We start from the raw sequence: 16644 nt of genomic DNA, 5'->3' as shown, positions 1-16644 counted from the left end.
ACTTACTCAGCGACGCCGCCCCCCGGAGGGTCCATGACGAGCGTGCTCGCGCCGCCGCCGGAGGGCAGCGGCCTGAAGGCGGTCCCCGGCGTGCCGGGCATCCCCTACATCGGCAACACGTTCCAGGTGATGCGCCGCCCCTTCCACCACGCGCGCCGCCGGTACGAGGAGTTCGGGCCCGTCGCGTGGGGGTGGCTGCTCGGCCAGCGGACGGTCACGGTGCAGGGCCCGGAGGCCGCCGAGGTCGTGCTGGTCAACCGGGACAAGGCGTTCGCGAACGGCCCCGCCTGGAGCTACTTCATCGGCCCGTTCTTCGCGCGCGGCATGATGCTGCTGGACTTCGAGGAGCACCTGCACCACCGCCGGATCATGCAGCAGGCGTTCACCCCGGAGCGGCTCCGCAGCTATATGGACGTGATGGCCCCCGGCATCGCCCGGGGCGTGGACGCCTGGGAGCCCGGCCCCGAGTTCAAGGTCTACGACCACGTCAAGCGCCTCACCCTCGACCTCGCGGTGGACACCTTCATGGGCGTCGAGCTGGACCCGGCCGAGCGCGCGCGGGTCAACGGCGCGTTCATCGCCGCCGTCCGGGCCGGGACGGCCTACGTGCGCTTCCCCGTCCCGGGGCTGCGCTGGCACCGGGGCCTCCAGGCCCGCCGTGTGCTGGAGGAGTTCTTCCGCCGCCACCTGCCCGCCAAGCGCCGCGACGGCGGCGACGACCTGTTCGCCGCGCTGTGCGCCGCCGAGACCGACGACGGCCACCGGTTCACCGACGACGACGTCGTGAACCACATGATCTTCGTGCTGATGGCGGCGCACGACACCACCACGATCACGCTGTCGACGATGGCCTACCACCTGGCGAAGTTCCCGGAGTGGCAGGAGCGCCTGCGCGAGGAGTCGTTCGCCCTCGGCACGTCCCGTCCCGGTCACGGGGATCTGGACGCGCTGACCGGTATCGACATGGTCATGCGGGAGTCGCTGCGGATGGTGGCGCCCGTCCCGGCGCTGCCGCGCAGGGTCGTCAAGGACACCTCGATCCTCGGCTTCCACATCCCGGCGGGCACGACCGTGGTCGTGCCGATGCTGACCAACCACCACATGGCCGACTGGTGGCCCGACCCCGAGCGGTTCGACCCCGAGCGGTTCGCGCCCGACCGGCGGGAGGACCGGATCCACAAGTACGCCTGGTCGCCGTTCGGCGGCGGCGCGCACAAGTGCATCGGCCTGTACTTCGCGGGCATGCAGGTCAAGACGATCCTGCACCAGGTTCTGCTGCGCTACCGCTGGAGCGTGCCAGGCCGCTACGAATGGCCGCTGGACACCTCGTCGCTGCCCTCGCCGAGGGACGGCCTGCCCGTCCGGCTGCACCGGCTGGAAGACCGCTGACTCAAAGCCGCTCGACGATGTGCTCGGCGATCGCCAGCGAGGACGTCGCCGCCGGGGACGGGGCGTTGCGGATCGTCGTGACCGGGCCGCGGCGGCCGATGCGGAAGTCGTCGACCAGGGAGCCGTCGGCGTCCACGGCCTGCGCGCGGACCCCGGCGGGAGCGGGGACCACGTCCTCCACCGCCAGCTCAGGGACGAACGCCCGCGCCTCCGCCACGAACGCGCGCCGCACCGCCGACCCGTACATCTCCCGGACGCCGGTGCGCCAGTGCGCGCGGGCCAGGCGGCGGAAACCCGGCCAGCGGAGCGTCTCCCACACGTCCGCCGGGCGGACGTCGCGGCGCCGGTACCCCTCCCGGGCCAGCGCCAGGACGGCGTTCGGGCCCACGTCCACGCCGCCGTCCACGCGGCGTGTGAAGTGCACGCCGAGGAACGGGTAGCGGGGGTCGGGCACCGGGTAGATGAGGCCGCGGACCAGGTCCGTCCTGGACGGGACGAGCCGGAGGTACTCGCCGCGGAACGGGATGATCGCGGGCGCGGGGGAGTCGCCCGCCAGCCGCGCCACCCGGTCGGACTGGAGCCCGGCGCAGACCACGAGCCGGTCGACGACCAGGTCGCCGGCGCGGGAGAGGACCCTGACCCGCTCGCCCGCGGGGCGGAGCCGGACGACCTCGAAGCCGAGCCTGATCTCGCCGCCGCCCTTGCGCACGTCGTCGGCGAACGCGCGGGCGACGGCGGTGAAGTCGACGATCGCCGTGGTGGGGGAGTGCAGCGCGGCGACGCCCGCCGCGTGCGGCTCGACATCGCGCAGCCCGGCGCCGCTGAGCCTGCGCAGGCCCGGGACGCCGTTGGCCGTCGCGCGGCGCTCGATCTCCTCCAGCGCGGCCAGCTCGCGGGTGTCGCGGGCGACGACGACCTTGCCGCACTCCTCGTAGGGCAGGTCGCGGTCGGCGCAGTAGTCGCGGAGGAGCAGGGCCCCGCGCCGGCACAGCGTCGCCTTGAGCGACCCCGGCGCGTAGTACAGGCCCGCGTGCGCGACGCCGCTGTTGTGGCCGGTCTGGTGCGCGGCGACCCGGTCCTCCTTCTCCAGGACCGTCACCTTCACGTCCGGGCGCGTCTCGATGATCCGGCGCGCGACGGCGAGCCCGAGGATCCCCGCGCCCACCACGCCGACCGTCCGCGTCCCCGCCGCCGCTCCTGTCTCCGCCACACCCGCACCCTATGCGGGGCGGTGCGCGGAGGTCAGCTCCCGAGCCGCTTGCGGCCCTGGGCGCGCACCCGCCTGCGCTGGGACGGGTCGAGCATCATGTACGCGACGACCGGCAGCGCGACCACGCCCAGCACGATCAGCAGCGCGATCAGCGGGCCGAGGATCTTGAGGGCGATGAGCGAGACCACCACTCCGCCGATGACGTAGACGACTTTCTTTCCCATCCCTGCACCTCCGAGGGCTCTCAACGAGGAAACGGCCACCGCTCCGCGGTCGTTCCGCGTCCGGCCGTCAATCCACGATATATCTCGTATGCAAGCGGATGACAGCGCTGGGAGCAGGGGGTTCTCAGATACGGAGGGAGAGCTGGCCGCCGCCCAGGGTGCGCAGGACGTCCGCGTGGAGCTTGCCGTTGGTGCACACGACGCTGCCGCCGTCGCACCCCGGGACGCCGGACAGGTCGGTGAACATGCCGCCCGCCTCCTCCACGATGACCTGGAGCGCCGCGAGGTCCCACAGCGACACCTCGGGTTCGGCGGAGATGTCGGCCGAGCCCTCGGCGACCATCATGTGCGACCAGAAGTCGCCGAACGCGCGCGTCCGCCACACCTCGCGGGTCAGGTCGAGGAACCGGTCGAGGCGGCCCTGGTCCTCCCAGCCGCTCAGGCTGGAGAACGACAGCGACGCGTCCGACAGCTCGGTCACCGCCGAGACGTTCATGCGGGTGGCGCGGGTGAGGCTGCGGCCCGTCCAGGCGCCGCCGCCCCGGGCCGCCCACCAGCGCCGGTTCAGCGCGGGCGCCGACACGACCCCGACGACGATCTCGTCGTTCTCGCGCAGCGCGATCAGCGTCGCCCACACCGGGACGCCGCGGACGAAGTTCTTCGTGGCGTCGATCGGGTCGACGATCCAGCAGCGGTTGCCGTAGCCGGTGCTGCCGAACTCCTCGCCGACCACCGCGTCCCGGGGGCGGGCGCGCTTCAGCGTGCCGCGGATCTGCTCCTCGACGCTGCGGTCGGCGTCGCTGACCGGCGTCAGGTCGGGCTTGGTCTCGATCTCCAGATCGAGCGCCCGGAAGCGCTTGGTCGTGATGTCGTCGGCCCCGTCCGCCAGCACATGCGCGAGACGCAGGTCATCGGAATAGCCCGCCACGGCGTGCAACGCTACCCTGAGCGCGCCGCGCGCCGACACACGTACCCATGCGGTTCCGGCTTTTCGGTCGTCCCGGTGGGCGCGCCGCGACCGGTCCGGCGGGCGCCGGGATGGGAGCATGGGGCCATGGCGCACGACCTTCCCGGGTGGGTGGCCGAGCTGACCGACCCACGCCGGGCCCAGACGCTCGACGAGCTCGCCGACCGCCTCGTCCCCCTCGCCGAGCACGCCATCGACGTGTCCCGCCGGTTGCAGGCGCAGCTCAACGAGCTGAACGACCCGTTCAAACGGGAGGCCCTGTACGGGCGGGTGGAGCGGCTGAAGGCCCGCGCCGGGGAGGCCCTGGAGGAGATCACGGCGGAGATCGCCGCCTCCGGGGAGGAGCGCATGGAGCGGGTCTGGGCCGACTGGACCGAGCGCGCGGGCCCCGGCGACCGCGCCGAACGCGAGCGCGAGCTGCGGCGGCGCCTCGACCACGACATCGTGCCGGTGCTGTCCAAGCAGCAGCGGGACGTGGCCGAGCGGGTCGCGGCGCGCACCTCCGGGGCGCTGGAGGAGGCCACGCAGACGCTGCTGACCCGGGTCGAGGAGCTGGCCAAGGCGGTGACCGACCTGATCCACGAGGTGCTGCCGCTGGCCCGCGAGGGGCTGTCGCTGGCCAGCCGCATCTCGACGCTGTCCAGCCACGCGCGCAAGGCGGGCCGGGGGCCGATTCCGGACGAGCTGAAGGGCGCGGGCGCCGAGACCGCGCGGGCCTTCGACGAGGCCGTCGCCCGGCTGGAGCTGGAGTGGGCCGCGCTCGGCGCCCGCTCGGCCAGCGTCCGGGCCGCGCTGCGCGGCGCGGAGGAGAGCGCGTTCAGCCAGGTCACCGAGGAGATGACCCGCTGCGTCGAGGAGCTGGCGCCCGAGCACGTGAAGGCGCTGAACGAGGCCGAGGCCAGGGCGCGGACCCTGTTCGGCGAGCCGTCCTCGGACTAGCCCGCCTCAGCCGACCGCCTGCGGGAAACCGAACAGCCGGTCCGGGTCGTAGGCCGCCTTCACCTTGGCGAGCCGTTCGAGGTTGGGCCCGTAGTACGCGCGCGCCCAGCCCTTCAGGCCGCTGTCGATGTAGTTCACGTAGGCGGTGCCGCCGAGGTGGGGCTCCATCGCGCCGTGCGTCCCGTCCAGCCAGGCGGGGTCGGGCGCGAGGTACTGCACGCAGAACAGCGCGGCCCGGTGCGGGAACGCGGTGTCGCCCGGACGGACCCGCCCGGCCGCCCCGCCCAGCGCGTCCATCAGCACCGACCGGTCGGCGACGCCGTTGCCCAGTTCCATCCGCCGCAGCAGGACGGCGACCGCCGTGTCCGGTAGCGGCCGGTACGCCACGTGCGACCTGCCGCCGTAGTCCGTCCGGGGGAAGGCGCCGCCGGGGCGCAGCCCCGGGAGCGTGCCCTGGCCGTGGCACTGCTCGATGCTCTGCCCGGAGCAGCCGCCCAAGAGCCGCACCGCGTCCATGTAGGGGCGGTTCCGCGCGGTGGAGGAGACGGGGTCGGCGCCGATCGCGGCGGTCAGCCGACCGATGTGGCGTTCGGCGTCCGCCAGCGCGAGCCCCGCGATCTCGACGGTCGGGGTCGGCCCGTCCGGCTCGCTCTGGAGCTGGAGCGAGGTCCAGACCTCGTCGGGCGCGGTCCGCGTCCACCCCTGCCAGCCCCGGACCACCTCGGCGGCGCGCGACCACGGCCAGCTCAGGAAGAACGGCGTGACCTCGTGCACCTCGTGCGTGCGGAACGTGAACGAGACCGCCGCGCCGAAGTTCCCGCCGCCCCCGCCCCGGCACGCCCAGAACAGGTCGGGGTCGCGGTGCGCGTCGCAGGTCCGGACGCGGCCGTCCGCGGTGACGATGCCGACCGACTCCAGCACGTCGCAGGTCAGCCCGTACGCGCGCGACATCGACCCGATGCCGCCGCCCAGCGTCAGCCCCGCCACCCCCACCGTCGGGCAGCTCCCCGCCGGGACGCCCGCGCCCCGCGCGGCGAGCCGGTCGTAGAGGTCGATCAGCCGGGTGCCGGCGCCGACGGTCGCGCGCCCGCCGCCGACCGTCACCGCGTTCATCGGCGAGACGTCGACGACCAGCCCCGGGCCCGTGGACCAGCCCGCGTAGCTGTGGCCGCCGCACCGCAGCGCGACCGGGACCCTCCGCGCGGCGGCGAACGCCAGGCAGGTGCTCACGTCGGCGGGCGTCTCGCAGTAGGCGATCCCCTGGGGCCGCCGGGAGTCGTAGCGGGGGATGTAGAGGCGGCGCGCCTCGTCGTAGTCGTCGTCGGAGGGGCGGACGAGCCGTCCCTCCAGGTCCTTGGGCAGCGCGTTCCAGTCGGCGGGGGTCGCCGTGGCGGCGGGGCGGGCCGCCCGCGTGGGCCTTCTTCTCGGCTCGGGCTTGTCTCCGTCCGCGCATCCCGACGCGGCGAGGGGGGCCAGGACCGCCGCCTTGAGAACCGTCCGCCTCCGCATCAGGACGCCTTTCGCAGCGTGCTCAGGAACGTCTCGAAATAGGGCAGGCTCGCGTCCCAGTTCTTCTGCTCGGTCACCAGGAGCGCCAGGTAGAGCGCGCCGTCGAGGCGGAACAGCCGCACCCGGGCGCGTGCCGGCTTCCCGTTCCTGGTGAAGGCGAACTGGAGTTCGGCGGCCCGGTCGCCCAGGTAGGGGATGTGCCGGGTGAAGCTCTCCTGCCTGTACTCGGGGTAGCTGCTGGAGTCGTTCTTGAACTGGGTCGCCGTCGTCGCCAGCGCGTCCCCGGGGTCGCTGTTCTGGCCGAGGCCCAGTGAGGGGCGCTGGATCGCGATGCCGCGGATCACCGAGGGTGAGGGGTCCTTGAAGGTGACGTCGTCGCCGGACCCGTCGGTCGTCCAGCCCTTGGGCTTGGCGACGACGAACTCCGAGCCGCGGAACCGCTCGTATCCGGTGGGCACGCCGCTTCCGCTCGCCGCCGAGCCGGTTCGCGGACCGCCGGACGCGCGGCTCCCGCCCGGACCGTCCCCGCTCTCACCCCCGCCGTTGACGAAGACCACGATCGCGACGACGGCGGCGAGCAGCGCCACCGAGAACACCCCGGCCGGGATGATCAGCGCCCAGCGCGCGGGCCTCGGCGGCGGCGTCCCCCGCGGGCCCGGACCGGGCGGTGGGGTCGGCTGCGGGACGGGCCGCGGGAGCGTCACATCACGCGGAACGTGCAGCGCATAAGGGAGGGGAGCCGGGGGCGCGTCGATGACCTGGCGGAGCAGCCGCTCGGCCTCGTCCGGCCGCAGCCGCTCGTCCGGGTTCCGGTGGAGCAGGCCGTGCAGGACGGGCGTGAGCGGCCCGGCGCGCTCCAGCGGGTCGGGGTCGTCCGACAGCAGCGCCGCCATCAGGCCCCACATGTCCGGGCGCCGGTAGGGAGGGCGCCCCTCGACGGCGGCGTAGAGCGTGCCGCCCAGCGACCACAGGTCCGACGCCGGGGTCGCCTTCTGGTGGCGGGCCTGCTCGGGCGCGAGATAGGCGGGGGAGCCGACGATCGCCCCGGCCTGGGTGAGCGTCTCGTCGCCCGCGAGCGTCGCGATGCCGAAGTCGGTGAGGACGGCCCGGCCGCGCGGAAGCAGCACGTTCCCCGGCTTGACGTCGCGGTGCACGACCCCGGCGGCGTGCGCGGCGCGCAACGCGTCCAGCAGGTCCAGGCCGATCGCCGCGACCCGCCGGGGAGGCAGCGGGCCCTCCCGCGCGATGACGGCGTCCAGCGCCTCCGCCCGGACGAGCTGCATGACGATCCAGGGCCGCCCGTCCTCCTCCACGACGTCGTAGACCGTGACGATCCCGGGATGGTCGAGCCGCGCCGCCGACCTCGCCTCGCGGAGCGTGCGCGCGTGGGACCGCTCGACCTGCGCCTCGTCCAGCCCGGACGGCAGCGCCACCTCCTTGATCGCCACCTCGCGGTCGAGCGTGCGGTCATGGGCCCGCCACACCGCGCCCATCCCGCCGCGGCCGAGCACCTCCACCAGCTCGTAACGCGTCGCGATCACCTGGGCCATGCAAGGGACGATACCGACGTCCCGCCTGCGATCGGGGCGTACCGGCGGTTCGGCGGCTCAAAGCGTGTGTCGAAGTGGCCTCACCGGTCACGCGGGCGCGTGGCCGACCGGCGGGGCGGGCCGCGGCGGAAAGATCGCGAAACGATGCCGCGCCCGCCTGGGCACCTCCACCGCACAAGCCTCCAGGCGAGGGCGGTGGGCCGGGGCCTTGACGCGCCGGCTAGCCGCCCTCGGCGCGGGTGCCGGGCTGCTCGGGGTCGCGGCTGGCGAGCAGGCGCCGCAGGGAGTCCAGGCGGGCGCGGCTGGCGTGGCCGTCCTCGACCCAGCCGTCCAGGCCGCAGTCGTTCTGCCGGTGGTCGCAGTGCGGCGGGCAGCGCTCGGCGGCGCCCTCGGCGAGGTCGTCGAACGCGTTGACCACGTGCTCCGGCTCGACGTGCGCGAGGCCGAAGCTCCGCACGCCCGGGGTGTCGATGATCCAGCCGTCCCCGCCGGGCAGCTCCAGCGCGATCGCCGACGAGGAGGTGTGCCGCCCCCGCCCGGTGACCGCGTTGACGTGGCTGACCGCGCGCTCGGCGTCCGGGACCAGCGCGTTCACCAGCGTCGACTTCCCGACGCCGGAGTGGCCGACCAGCACGCTCGTGCGTCCGGCGAGGCGCTCGCGCAGCTCGGCCGGGTCGTCGCCGCGCCGCGTCACCACCCACGGGACGCCGATCGGCGCGTACTCGGCGACCAGCGCGGCGGGGTCGGCGAGGTCGGCCTTGGTGAGGCAGAGCAGCGGCTCCATCCCCGCGTCGTAGGCGGCGACGAGCTGCCGGTCGATCATGCGGGGGCGCGGCTCGGGGTCGGCGAGCGCGGTCACGATGACCAGCCGGTCGGCGTTCGCGACGATGATCCGCTCGAACGGGTCGGTGTCGTCGGCGGTGCGGCGCAGCGAGGAGGTCCGCGGCTCGACCCGGACGATCCGCGCGAGCGTGTCGGCGTCACCCGAGACGTCCCCGACCAGCGCGACCCGGTCCCCGACGACGACGCCCTTGCGGCCGAGCTCCCGGGCCCGCATGGCGGTGACGGCGCGCTCGCCGGACGTCCCGGCGCCGACCAGGCAGCGGTAGCGGCCCCGGTCCACGGCGGTGACGAACCCGGTGGAGGCGTCCTCGTGCGCGGGGCGCCGCCGGGTCCGCGGCCGCGTCCCCCGGCGGCCGGGCCGCACCCGGACGTCGTCCTCGTCGTAGTCGCGCGTTCGTCGTGCCAGTGGTCCAGTCCCGTCTGTGTCGTGGAGCGTCAGCCGCTCGCCAGCATCGACGTCCAGAGATCGGTGAAACCCGGAAGAGTCTTGCCCACGGTGGCCGGGTTCTCCACCTCGACGCCGTCGACGGCGAGGCCCAGCACGGCCGCGGCCATGACCATGCGGTGGTCGTCGTAGGTGTGGAACACGCCGCCGTGCAGCGGGCGCGGGCGGATCTCCAGGCCGTCCGGCAGCTCCCGCACGTCCCCGCCGAGCCCGTTGATCTCGGTGACCAGCGCCGCGAGCCGGTCGGTCTCGTGGCCGCGCAGGTGCGCGATGCCGGTCAGCCGGGACGGGGAGTCCGCCAGCGCGGCCAGCGCCGCCAGCACCGGGGTCAGCTCGCCGACCTCGTGCAGGTCGGCCTCCAGCCCGGCGAACCCGCCGGGGCCGCGCACGGTCAGCCCGTCCGGGCCGAGCGCCACCTCGGCGCCCATCGCGCCGAGCAGCCCGCGCAGCGCGTCGCCCGGCTGCGTCGTCTCGGGCGGCCAGCCCGGCACGGTCACCCGGCCGCCGGTCACCAGCGCCGCGCCGAGGAACTGCGCCGCGTTCGACAGGTCCGGTTCGATCGGCCACTCCCGCGCCCGGACGGCGCCGGGCGCGACATGCCACACGTTCTCGCCGGTCTCGACCGTGGCGCCCGCGTCCCGCAGCATCCGGACCGTCATCGCCAGGTGCGGCGCGGAGGGCACCGGCGCCCCCTCGTGCCGGACCTCCACGCCCTTCTCGAAGCGCGGCGCGGCCAGCAGCAGTCCCGAGACGAACTGGGACGACCCGGACGCGTCGACCGTCACCACCCCGCCCGGCACCGCGCCCGTCCCGCGCACCGTGAAGGGGAGCGCGCCGCGTCCGGCGTCCTCGACCTCGGCGCCCAGCGCCCGCAGCGCGGTGACGATCGGGCCCATCGGCCGTTCGCGGGCGCGCGGGTCGCCGTCGATCGCGATCTCGCCGGACGCGAGGGCCGCGACCGGCGGCAGGAACCGCATGACGGTCCCGGCGAGCCCCACGTCCACCCGCGCCGGGCCCCGCAGCTCGCCCGGGGCGACCTGCCAGTCTCCGGAGTCCCCGCCGACGCCGGTGCCGAGCGCGCGCAACGCGCCCGCCATCAGCTCGGTGTCGCGGCTGCGCAGCGGGCGCGTGATGGTCGCGGGCGCCTCGGCCAGCGCGGCCAGGATCAGTGCCCGGTTGGTCATCGACTTGGATCCGGGCAGCGGCACCGTGGCGTCGACGGGGCCGTGCGCGACCGGGGCCGGCCAGTGCGGTGAGGACATGCTCACAAGGTTATCGGGCCCGCCCCGAACGCCGGGGCCGGCGCGTGACCCCGTGGCGCGCCGGCCCGGTGACGCCTACCCCAGGAACACGTAGTCGGCCCTGTAAGGAACCTTGGCCAGAGGCGTGGCGGACGGGTCGCACGCCCCGGACGGCGCGACCCCGCCGGCGGTGTTCAGCCGGAGGATCTGCGCGGTGCCCGACAGCAGCCCGTCGCCGGTCGGGGTCGCGTCCAGGACGAGTTCGGGGATGTTGCCCGCGCCGTTCGGCGTCTTCGCCACGGCCGTGCCGGTCACGGCGCTGCCGTCGCCCGCGGCCCAGCGCGGCGGCCCGGCCGGTCCCGGCCGCGCGAACGTGTGCCGGATGCCGCCCTCCAGCACCGCGTCCACGTTCTCCTGGGTGAACGCGTAGCCGCCGGACGGCTGCGGTGTGCAGCGGTAGACCTGCGCGCCCGCGACGACCCGCCGGACGAACGCGCGGGCCGGACGGTCCGAGGCCGGGGCGAGCTGCCCGCGCACCGCGCCTCCGGGGAACTCGCCGGTGTGCAGGTTGGTGTAGAAGCCGCCGGGCCGCCGCGCGATCCGCTCCGCGACGCCGGGCTCGACATGCGACACCCCGGCGAGGCCGGTGACCGGCGCGGGGAGCCCGGACGGCGCCGCGAACAGGTCCGCGACCACCGCGCCGTTGCTTCCCCGCGCGCCCTCGTGGATGTGACCGAGCGTCGGCGGCGCGATCGACGACCACGTGAACCCCCACGCCAGCAGCCCGTCGCGGGTGCGGGCGAACCCGGTCGCCTGGCCGTCGGGGTCGCCGGTCGCCTTGCCGTCCGCCGCCGGGACCTCCTGCGCGCCGTCCGCGAGCGACCGCAGCTCCGGGGACGCCGACCCGTTCAGCACCCCGTTCAGGTCCACGGGGCGGCTCAGCCTGTGCAACTGCCCCCGGACGGCTCCTCCGGGGAACTCGCCGGTGTGCAGGTTGGCGTAGAGGCCGCCCGGGTCGTCGCGGAGCCGGTCCAGCGTGGCCCTGTCGGTGATCCGGACGGTGCCCGTCACGGCCCTCGCCGTTCCGGGCAGCGCCCCGGCGAAGAGCGGCACCTTGACGGCGCCGTTCGTCCCGGCGGCGCCCAGGTGGAGGTGCCCGGCGGTCGGCGCCGCGACGTCCTGCCAGCGCAGCGCGTACCAGAGCCGGTCGCCCTGGACGCGCAGCACCGCCACGGCCCGCCCGTCCCGGTCGCCCGCGGCGGGCCCGCCGTTGACCGGCACCTCGTTGGCGCCGTTCAGGCTCGCGGCCAGGAAGATCGTCTGCTTCGCGGGCGCCTTCGCGTGGGCGCCCCCGGTCATCGCCGCGGCGGCCACGGTCGCCCCCGCGGCGACGAGAGCGGTGGCGGAGACCGCCGGGATCGCGATTCTGCGAATGGTCATGTCCTGCTCCGATTCTCGGCTCTTATCGTGCTTTCACCCAGTCGCACGACGGCGGGCCCCCGCACGGTTCAGCCGATCCAGAACATTTTTCGCGCATTTCCTGGAGTGCAGCAAAAAAGACCCGGCATGGCGGGCGCCATGCCGGGAAACGCGTCGCTTGAAAGGTCAGACGGGAATGGTGAGAAGGGTCGGGCCACCGCCGTCCACCACCACCTCGAACCGGCTGAGATCGCCCCGCACGATGCCGGTGCCGCCGTGGGTGATCAGCGGATCGGGCGCACCGGGCACCCCGTACCCCTTGACGGGAACGCGCCAGCCGGTGACCACGCTCCGCGCACCGGTGCGCGACACCGCCTCCAGGTGGCAGTTCAGCGGCCCCTTCACGCCCTTCAACTCCAGCCCGACGTGCGTGCCCCACCCCTTGCTCTCCAGCCCGACGACACCCGACGCGCCCGTCCCCGGGTTCGCCGCCTGATGGCGCTCACCCCAGATGACCAGGGCCCTCGCCGGAGAATGGGCGGAATGCTGATCGCCCCCCGGGCTCTCGCCCCCGAGCGCCGACCCGATGGTCACCCCGGTCGCCAGCAGCACGCCCGCCGCCGCGACGCCGATGAGGTAGGTCCCCCGCCGGAACCGGCGCTCCGCCCGCCGCCGGCGCAGATCGACGACCGGCGCCGGCGGCCCCTCCTCGGCCGCCTCGACGAAAGGACCGATCCCGGTCAGCGCGTCGGCCATTCCCGTCATCTGCCCGAGTTCCGCCGCGCACGCCTCGCATTCCCCGAGATGCTCCTCGAAGGCCCGGCGATCGGCCTCCTCCAGAAGGCCCAGCGCATAGGCGCCGACATCGGTGTGCTCGACCTGAGAGCTCATGCCGTCACGCCCCTTTCCTCCATTGCGACGCGCAAGGCGCGCAGCGCGTAGTACACCCGGGACTTGACCGTCCCCACCGGGATTCCGAGCGCCTCGGCGGCCTGGTTCACCGTCCGGTCGCGCAGGACCGTCTCCGTCAGCGCCTCGCGGTGCGCGTCCGAGAGCGAGGCGAGCGCCTCCGCGATGACGACCTTGCGCAGGAGACCGTCCATGCCGTCCGTCCCGCTCGTCGTGGGGAGGTTCTCCAGCGGGCCGTCGCCGACCTCGACCGGCCGGGCCTCCCGGTGCCGCCGGTTGTCGATGACGATGCGCCGCGCGACCGTGGCGAGCCAGGGCATCAGGGACACCCGCTCGTCCAGCTGGTCGGCGCTCCGCCACGCGCGGATCATCGTCTCCTGGACGACGTCCTCGGCCCACTGGCGGTCGCCGGTCAGCCGTAAGACGAACGTGAGCAGCGGCCGCTGGTACTCGCGGTACAAGGCGCCGACGACCGCGTCGTGGTCGTCCACCGGTGTCACGGGCCCGCGGATCAGGCTCCGCAGGCCGCCGGTCCGGCGTCCGGTCGATCCGGGTGCTGCCATGGCCGGGCGTCTCCGTCGCGTCGATGGTGTGGTCAGGGGGCAGTACGGGACCACACCGACGCGCGGTTCAACGGATTTGAGGTTCTTTTAAGGTTTTCTTCGGGAAGTCAGCGCCCCGCCAGCGCCTTGCCCTTGGCGGCGGCCTTGGCGGCCCTCCCCGTGGCGCCCGCCCGCGCCGCCTTCGCGCCCTTCGCCACCTTGGTGCCCGACCTCGACGCCTTGCGCGCCCCCTCCACGCGGGCCTGCCGCACCTGCCGCGCCGCCTCCCGCCGCGCGTCCTTCAGCGTCGCGGCGGCCTCCCGCCGCAGCGCCTTCGCCTCCGCGCTGCTCTTGATCTGGGTCTCCCTCGCGTGCCGCCGCAGCTCGGCGAGCCGGGGCGCCCGGCGCGGCTCGCCCGCCACCATCAGCAGCGCCCCGAACAGCCCCGCGTTCTTCAGCAGGTGGGACCGCTCGTTCGCGCGGCGCTCCGGGTCGTCCTCGGTCCAGTACCGGTGCTCGGTCGCCAGCGCGGGCAGCAGCTGCGCGGCGAGCAGCAGCGTCGTCAGCCGCCGGAACCTGCCGGTCACGAGCAGCGCGCCGGTCCCGAGGCTCACCGCCCCCTCCAGCCGGACGAGCGCCTCGGGGTCCTTCGGGAGCCACTCGATCCGGTCGGCGAGCGGCTTCACCGCCGGGCCCACCCGCTCGGCCCGCTCCCGCGGATCCCGCAGCGCGTCCAGCCCGGACATGATGAAGGGCGCCGCCACGAACGGACGGGCCAACGTCGTGATGGGTCGCATGCTCCGCTACATGCCCACCGCACCGCACCTCAAGCAAACCAACCCCCACCCCGTCCAAGACCACCGCCCCGGCAGCCCCCGTGGGCGTCCCGCGCCATGGATCATTCCGACATAACGGCCAAAATCCAAGAATGGCGCGGTGTGCCATGGTTTATATCCTCCGACCTGCGGCCCTCTATCGGCCTTCCTAAAGACCGAAATCGACCTCAGATATCGTCCTCCGGTCCGTCGCCCCAGGTGGGACGGTACATGCGTCGCTCCTCAGATCGGTTGACGCCCACTTGACCCAAACCAATATGCTAACTTGATTCCCAATCCGGCTCACTATTCGATAGGCGGGCCGGCGCAGGTCGGGAGTCCGACTCGGAACGGCCTGTGAGAGTATTCCTTCTCTGAAATTGCCGCCGCCACCGGAGCTGGAACCCTCCGGCGATGTCATGTTCTGGAGCTCCGATGGAACCTACGGGCACCCCCGAAATCGACCGCTACATGAAGGTCATCCAGGAGCAGTTGCAGCATGCGACGGATGTCCAGTCTCAGCTCGCGGAGCTCACCGGGGAGGGGACGGCGGCTGATGAACAGGTCAGGGCCACCGTGGGGCCGACCGGCAACCTGATGTCACTGGCCATTGAGCCGAAGGCCATGCGGCTGGGGGCCGAGGCCCTGACGGAATCCATTCTCGATGCCACGCGGTCGGCGACCGCGAACGCCGTGGAAAAGATCAATGAGCTGACCGAGCCGCTTCTGGCCGGGGAGAATCTGGCCCAGATGATGACCGGCAACCTCCCGGGCGTCTCCGCGGATATGCAATCCGCCGTCCCCGACCTCAGCCAGTCCGGAGACCCGCTCCAGGACGCTCTCAAATACCTGAAGTCGAACTACCGCTTCTAGGTGGTCCCCTAGAGTCGATCAGGAAGGTGAACGAGTAAATGGGCGAAGGGCAGTTCAAAGGGGATCGCGACAAGATTCTGGAAGGAGGTGGAAGGATTCTTGCCGGATCAAAGCCCAACGTGGATGCCGCGTTGAAGTATATCGACCAGGACTGTCCGCTTCCGTTCCACGCCTTCGGTCTGGCATTCGGTGCCGTGGTCTCGGGCCCCTACGAATCTTCGCGCAGCGCGGTGTCGAGCAATACCAAGCAGGCGGCGAGCATCGTGCAGGCCGCTTCCGACGGCCTTCTCGCAGTCGCCAAGAACTTCGCCGGTGCGGACGACAGGAGCTCGGTCACGAAGTTTCCCAGCTCCGCGCTCTCCTATCAGACTCCTTCCGGTTCCCTCTCCGGGCTTTCCGGCCTTCAGGCCAAGGCGATGGCGGTCGGCGGCATCGGTGCGGCGGTTCCTCTCAGCCGGAGCCTCCCTGTGCTGCCGGCCCTGAAGCCCAGGCATTACGCTACGCTCACCGCGCTGACCTCCGCGAGGGCGATGGCGCCCACGGCCATCCTCGCCATTGTGATCTGGCTGCTGACCGAGGCTGATGACGAAGCGCTCATCAAGTCGGTCAACGCGTGGGACGCTGCCCACGGACATCTAGAGAAGGTCAGTATCGGCGAGGACACCAAAGACACCTTCAAGGAAGAGAAGAGCTGGAGCGGAAGCTCGAAAGATGCATTCGACGCATGGGTGACGAAGTTCGAATCCGCCGCGAAGAAGCTCCAGGACGCTGCGGCGAAGAATAAGGAGACGCTCGACACGCTCACCAAGGCGGTGCTGACCATGCAGCTCGTCGCCTTCGGATTCGCGATCGCGAACCTCGCCATGATCATCGCCTACTATGTCGCCTCGTTCCTTCCGTTCGTAGGGCCCATCTTCAAAGTACTCACCATGATTCAAGGCATTATTCTGGGAGTCGGAACAGGGGCTACGGTGGCTCGGACGCTCGCCATCCTGGCTTCTGTCGCGGCCGGAGGGTCTGCCCTGATGATCTCGGGCTCGCTTGACTGGGCCAGCCTCAAGGTCAGCCCACAGGGCGGCGTTTTCGTCGACACGAAGCAGATTACCTGGGACGAACCGAGCGAACTCCCTCAAGGGTAGGTGGTGCGACGTGGGGCACTATCGCAAGGTATATAAAGAACCAGAGGTGTTGCGAAAAGAACTCCGACGAGAATCGATCACTTTTGTACTGGTGTTCGCGCTGTGCCTCGCAATGGTCGTGCTCAGTGTTTTCTTTGACACTTCCACGAAGTTCGGTTTTATCAACCGCATGATGACAGTGCTCGTGGTGCCGGTTCTCCTGCCGGTGAGCGCGTTTGCGGTCGGCCGGGCCTGGTGGCGTTGGCGAAAGTCCCCCTGGCGGACCTGATGGGCTACTGCTTCAGGCTGGTCACCAGTGAGGCGAAGTCGTCACGACTGACGATCAACGTGAGCCCGTCCGGATCCCTGGAGTCCCGGACGGCGACGCCCCCGCGAAGGCGTGTCAGTTCTACGCACTCGCCTCCGGTGGAGGTGCTGTGGCTGCTCTTGCGCCAGGCAGGCTGTGCCGTGCACGCGATGGATTTCATCTCTGGTAGATGCCCTGCACCACCGTGAAACAAGCGCTAGATCGTTGATGGGGGTTGTGGTGTGGTCTGGTCAGTGGTCGTAGGCGGTCAGTGATCGTTTGATCGGGGCGTGGGTCAGCCAGTTGTGCCAGATCGCGGCGTTGAGGGCGCAGATGCGTTGGCA

General features: G+C 72.6%; 17 protein-coding genes and 1 pseudogene. 5 read left to right on the top strand and 13 right to left on the bottom strand.

All coding sequences use genetic code 11. The features are described 5' to 3' along the window. Window positions 1-33: 33 nt before the first annotated feature. Window positions 34-1389 (top strand): cytochrome P450, encoded by a 1356-nt coding sequence (locus tag GNZ18_RS24300; protein ID WP_156218880.1) that lies wholly within the window; start codon window positions 34-36, stop codon window positions 1387-1389. A 1-nt stretch (window position 1390) separates the two neighbouring features. Here GNZ18_RS24300 and lhgD read toward each other — a convergent pair whose 3' ends face one another. The 3 genes from lhgD to hisN all read right to left on the bottom strand — a co-directional run bounded on the left by lhgD (window position 1391) and on the right by hisN (window position 3751). Then, on the bottom strand, window positions 1391-2599 hold the full coding sequence (lhgD, locus tag GNZ18_RS24295; protein WP_308165932.1) for an L-2-hydroxyglutarate dehydrogenase: 1209 nt from the start codon (window positions 2597-2599) through the stop codon (window positions 1391-1393). A 32-nt stretch (window positions 2600-2631) separates the two neighbouring features. Beyond that, complete coding sequence (locus tag GNZ18_RS24290; protein ID WP_156218879.1) at window positions 2632-2823, bottom strand: tail-anchor membrane protein; 192 nt, start codon at window positions 2821-2823, stop codon at window positions 2632-2634. Between the two features lie 124 nt (window positions 2824-2947). After that, the gene (gene hisN / locus GNZ18_RS24285; RefSeq protein ID WP_214616768.1) at window positions 2948-3751 is read right to left on the bottom strand and encodes a histidinol-phosphatase; all 804 of its coding nucleotides are present in this window, start codon (window positions 3749-3751) and stop codon (window positions 2948-2950) included. 126 nt (window positions 3752-3877) lie between these two features. Between hisN and GNZ18_RS24280 the strand changes: the two genes are divergently transcribed. Continuing rightward, the gene (locus GNZ18_RS24280) at window positions 3878-4729 is read left to right on the top strand and encodes a hypothetical protein (RefSeq protein WP_156218877.1); all 852 of its coding nucleotides are present in this window, start codon (window positions 3878-3880) and stop codon (window positions 4727-4729) included. Between the two features lie 6 nt (window positions 4730-4735). On the opposite strand, the gene GNZ18_RS24275 is transcribed toward GNZ18_RS24280, so the two are convergent. The 8 genes from GNZ18_RS24275 to GNZ18_RS24240 form a co-directional block, all read right to left on the bottom strand. Next, window positions 4736-6238 (bottom strand): FAD-binding oxidoreductase, encoded by a 1503-nt coding sequence (locus tag GNZ18_RS24275; protein WP_156218876.1) that lies wholly within the window; start codon window positions 6236-6238, stop codon window positions 4736-4738. Next, window positions 6238-7788: a serine/threonine-protein kinase gene (locus GNZ18_RS24270; protein WP_156218875.1), complete on the bottom strand. Its 1551-nt coding sequence runs from the start codon at window positions 7786-7788 to the stop codon at window positions 6238-6240. The genes GNZ18_RS24275 and GNZ18_RS24270 overlap by 1 nt, the downstream gene beginning before the upstream one ends. Before the next feature lie 220 nt (window positions 7789-8008). After that, complete coding sequence (gene rsgA, locus GNZ18_RS24265) at window positions 8009-8995, bottom strand: ribosome small subunit-dependent GTPase A (RefSeq protein ID WP_312874697.1); 987 nt, start codon at window positions 8993-8995, stop codon at window positions 8009-8011. A 71-nt stretch (window positions 8996-9066) separates the two neighbouring features. Then, window positions 9067-10338, bottom strand: a complete 1272-nt coding sequence (aroA, locus tag GNZ18_RS24260; RefSeq protein WP_156218874.1) for a 3-phosphoshikimate 1-carboxyvinyltransferase — start codon at window positions 10336-10338, stop codon at window positions 9067-9069. Window positions 10339-10413: 75 nt separating this feature from the next. After that, window positions 10414-11757, bottom strand: a complete 1344-nt coding sequence (locus GNZ18_RS24255; protein ID WP_156218873.1) for a CHRD domain-containing protein — start codon at window positions 11755-11757, stop codon at window positions 10414-10416. Between the two features lie 165 nt (window positions 11758-11922). Beyond that, window positions 11923-12627 carry an anti-sigma factor gene (locus GNZ18_RS24250; RefSeq protein ID WP_156218872.1) on the bottom strand — a complete coding sequence of 235 codons (705 nt, stop codon included), beginning with the start codon at window positions 12625-12627 and terminating at the stop codon, window positions 11923-11925. Continuing rightward, a complete protein-coding gene (locus tag GNZ18_RS24245; RefSeq protein WP_156218871.1) occupies window positions 12624-13208 on the bottom strand; it encodes a sigma-70 family RNA polymerase sigma factor in 585 nt (194 codons plus the stop codon). The genes GNZ18_RS24250 and GNZ18_RS24245 overlap by 4 nt, the downstream gene beginning before the upstream one ends. Window positions 13209-13315: 107 nt before the next feature. After that, window positions 13316-13984 carry a DoxX family membrane protein gene (locus GNZ18_RS24240; protein ID WP_156218870.1) on the bottom strand — a complete coding sequence of 223 codons (669 nt, stop codon included), beginning with the start codon at window positions 13982-13984 and terminating at the stop codon, window positions 13316-13318. A 453-nt stretch (window positions 13985-14437) separates the two neighbouring features. On the opposite strand from GNZ18_RS24240, the gene GNZ18_RS24235 reads away from it, so the two are divergent. Genes GNZ18_RS24235 through GNZ18_RS24225 form a run of 3 tightly spaced genes read left to right on the top strand, consistent with a single transcriptional unit; the run spans window position 14438 to window position 16282 of the window. Then, complete coding sequence (locus GNZ18_RS24235; protein WP_173390879.1) at window positions 14438-14875, top strand: YbaB/EbfC family nucleoid-associated protein; 438 nt, start codon at window positions 14438-14440, stop codon at window positions 14873-14875. Between the two features lie 38 nt (window positions 14876-14913). Beyond that, a complete protein-coding gene (locus GNZ18_RS24230; protein ID WP_156218868.1) occupies window positions 14914-16014 on the top strand; it encodes a hypothetical protein in 1101 nt (366 codons plus the stop codon). 10 nt (window positions 16015-16024) lie between these two features. Continuing rightward, window positions 16025-16282 (top strand): hypothetical protein, encoded by a 258-nt coding sequence (locus GNZ18_RS24225; protein WP_156218867.1) that lies wholly within the window; start codon window positions 16025-16027, stop codon window positions 16280-16282. Window positions 16283-16286: 4 nt separating this feature from the next. Here the strand turns inward: GNZ18_RS24225 and GNZ18_RS24220 are convergent, their stop codons facing one another. Both GNZ18_RS24220 and GNZ18_RS44200 read right to left on the bottom strand, forming a co-directional pair. Beyond that, window positions 16287-16481 (bottom strand): DUF397 domain-containing protein, encoded by a 195-nt coding sequence (locus GNZ18_RS24220; protein WP_156218866.1) that lies wholly within the window; start codon window positions 16479-16481, stop codon window positions 16287-16289. A gap of 70 nt (window positions 16482-16551) precedes the next feature. Next, window positions 16552-16644, bottom strand: a pseudogene (locus GNZ18_RS44200) (IS982 family transposase); the annotation flags it as partial.

The sequence above is a fragment of the Actinomadura litoris genome (assembly GCF_009733595.1).
Taxonomy (GTDB): Bacteria; Actinomycetota; Actinomycetes; order Streptosporangiales; family Streptosporangiaceae; genus Spirillospora; species Spirillospora litoris.
This window is presented reverse-complemented; position numbering and strand designations above follow the sequence as displayed.

Excerpts from the sequence above, each read along its gene's own strand:
- GNZ18_RS24280 (WP_156218877.1), top strand. The coding sequence starts at position 3,878 with ATGGCGCACGACCTTCCCGGGTGGGTGGCCGAGCTGACCGACCCACGC.
- GNZ18_RS24290 (WP_156218879.1), bottom strand. The coding sequence starts at position 2,823 with ATGGGAAAGAAAGTCGTCTACGTCATCGGCGGAGTGGTGGTCTCGCTC.
- GNZ18_RS24255 (WP_156218873.1), bottom strand. The coding sequence starts at position 11,757 with ATGACCATTCGCAGAATCGCGATCCCGGCGGTCTCCGCCACCGCTCTC.
- GNZ18_RS24240 (WP_156218870.1), bottom strand. The coding sequence starts at position 13,984 with ATGCGACCCATCACGACGTTGGCCCGTCCGTTCGTGGCGGCGCCCTTC.
- GNZ18_RS24300 (WP_156218880.1), top strand. The coding sequence starts at position 34 with ATGACGAGCGTGCTCGCGCCGCCGCCGGAGGGCAGCGGCCTGAAGGCG.
- GNZ18_RS24235 (WP_173390879.1), top strand. The coding sequence starts at position 14,438 with ATGGAACCTACGGGCACCCCCGAAATCGACCGCTACATGAAGGTCATC.
- GNZ18_RS24220 (WP_156218866.1), bottom strand. The coding sequence starts at position 16,481 with ATGAAATCCATCGCGTGCACGGCACAGCCTGCCTGGCGCAAGAGCAGC.
- aroA (WP_156218874.1), bottom strand. The coding sequence starts at position 10,338 with ATGTCCTCACCGCACTGGCCGGCCCCGGTCGCGCACGGCCCCGTCGAC.
- GNZ18_RS24230 (WP_156218868.1), top strand. The coding sequence starts at position 14,914 with ATGGGCGAAGGGCAGTTCAAAGGGGATCGCGACAAGATTCTGGAAGGA.
- GNZ18_RS24250 (WP_156218872.1), bottom strand. The coding sequence starts at position 12,627 with ATGAGCTCTCAGGTCGAGCACACCGATGTCGGCGCCTATGCGCTGGGC.
- GNZ18_RS24275 (WP_156218876.1), bottom strand. The coding sequence starts at position 6,238 with ATGCGGAGGCGGACGGTTCTCAAGGCGGCGGTCCTGGCCCCCCTCGCC.
- GNZ18_RS24245 (WP_156218871.1), bottom strand. The coding sequence starts at position 13,208 with ATGGCAGCACCCGGATCGACCGGACGCCGGACCGGCGGCCTGCGGAGC.
- GNZ18_RS24270 (WP_156218875.1), bottom strand. The coding sequence starts at position 7,788 with ATGGCCCAGGTGATCGCGACGCGTTACGAGCTGGTGGAGGTGCTCGGC.